Genomic DNA, 1,604 nt, shown 5'->3' with positions numbered 1-1,604 from the left:
ATCAACGGCTGCAGCCGCTTCACTTTCGCAGGAAGCAGGCAAACTGCGGGAACTGGTTTCCATGTTCCAGCTGGAGGCTTCTGCCGTTTCGCATTCCTCTGCCTTGCGACAGGTCGCTCAGACAATGGCCCAGCCTGCGTCCGCGCCAGCACGGCCACGCGTCGCTCGCGCAATCCCTCAGACGCAAGGCAATCTGGCACACAAGGCAGACGATTGGCAGGAGTTCTGAGGTTCGAAGGCAGGATTGAGTCCGGAAGCGACCTGGTTTCCACCAGGTCGCTTCCGGTTCTCACGTCTCTGCGCTCACGCTCCGCGCACCAACGACACGGAACCGCCACCGTCAACAGGTCTTGGACGCCATTCGTGCAGCCGGTGACACCAGGCCGGTAGGTGATCTTTTATCGCGCACCTTGGCTGGTGATTTCTTTCTGCTGATATCGGATTCGGATGTAAGCCCAATCCTGTCCGACAAGCCATCTTAAGGCAGATTGCGGAAGTTTCATACATTATCGCATGCGGGGGGAGGTATCACCAATCCCTTGATCCGACCTCCCCTCGACCGCCTCCTGGCTCGCCGTTCCTGCGTTGATCCTAAAGGGCAACGTGTACTGGCGCTCCTTGCAAGACGGGAGACGACCGGAAGCATTTTCGGTGACCCAATGGTTTCAGATCGCTACCCGCTACGGCAACTCATGCATGCGTAAGAGTGTTTACGGCTTCCGATGCGGGCGAGTTTTTTGCGGCTAGCACTTCCAAGGTCATATTGTCGAGAATTGTTGCGATGGCGACGCGGACGTCGGTCATGGCCGCTCTGATCTGACAGTCTTCGGGATGATCGCAGTCGTCGCACGCTTCGAAAGCCGTCTTGCTGGCACATCGAATGGGAGCCAGTGGCCCATCGAGAATCCTAATGGCATGCCCTATAAAAATTTCGCGCGCCGGCTTTGATAAGGCATAACCGCCACCGGGTCCCTTTTTCGAACGCAGCAATCCACCATTGCGAAGCTCCAGAAGGATCGTGTCGAGGAACTTCTTCGATATGTTGTTCTGTGCAGCAATGTCTGCCACAAAAGCGGTTTCACCACTTTGCAGACGCGCAAGATGAATGAGGGCCTTGAGCCCGTATTTGCCCTTTTTGGTCAACATACCTGTCTGCTTTTGCTGCGCGACGTTGAAGGGGATATAGGATGGAAACCATCGGAATCGCAAGAAGCTTCACTCGAAAAGCAATAGGGTCTTTGATGCATTCCCTCAGTTTTGTGTGAGGGACTGTTCTCCATAACTAGGAGTGCTTTCGCTTCAAAGCACTATGCCGCTGATGTTGAGCATTTGCCAATCAGCCTGATGGCGGAACCATCTTCAGATGTCTTTGCCCTCGCTCAGTAGAGGTTTTTCATTATTTCATTAAACGCAACAAATTCGACACTATTCATGCAATTGTGGAGGTCGGGATCTGACGGCAATATCACCCCTGTCAGACGAACACAGCATCGCCTGAAGCTTTCGAAACGAAAAGGCAGGGTGCTAGATGACCGCAAATTTTACACCGATCACACGACGAAACGCATTGCTGGCCGCAGGCGCGGCAGCAGCCACCGCATCAT

1 protein-coding gene and 1 pseudogene are annotated in these 1,604 nt (G+C 54.2%); one reads left to right on the top strand and one right to left on the bottom strand.

The annotated features are described in order from the left end of the window. Positions 1-229: pseudogene (locus ASD54_RS26835) on the top strand (methyl-accepting chemotaxis protein); the annotation flags it as partial. Between the two features lie 461 nt (positions 230-690). On the opposite strand, the gene ASD54_RS12010 reads toward ASD54_RS26835, so the two are convergent. Then, complete coding sequence (locus ASD54_RS12010) at positions 691-1,146, bottom strand: Rrf2 family transcriptional regulator (RefSeq protein ID WP_062554862.1); 456 nt, start codon at positions 1,144-1,146, stop codon at positions 691-693. Positions 1,147-1,604 lie beyond the last annotated feature (458 nt).

The organism is Rhizobium sp. Root149 (genome assembly GCF_001427345.1).
GTDB classification, from domain to species: domain Bacteria; phylum Pseudomonadota; class Alphaproteobacteria; order Rhizobiales; family Rhizobiaceae; genus Neorhizobium; species Neorhizobium rhizoryzae.
Note: the sequence above shows the minus strand (reverse complement) of the source record. Positions and strands in the feature narration are given on the sequence as shown.

Coding starts and splice junctions, on each gene's coding strand:
- ASD54_RS12010 (WP_062554862.1), bottom strand. CDS start 1,146: ATGTTGACCAAAAAGGGCAAATACGGGCTCAAGGCCCTCATTCATCTT.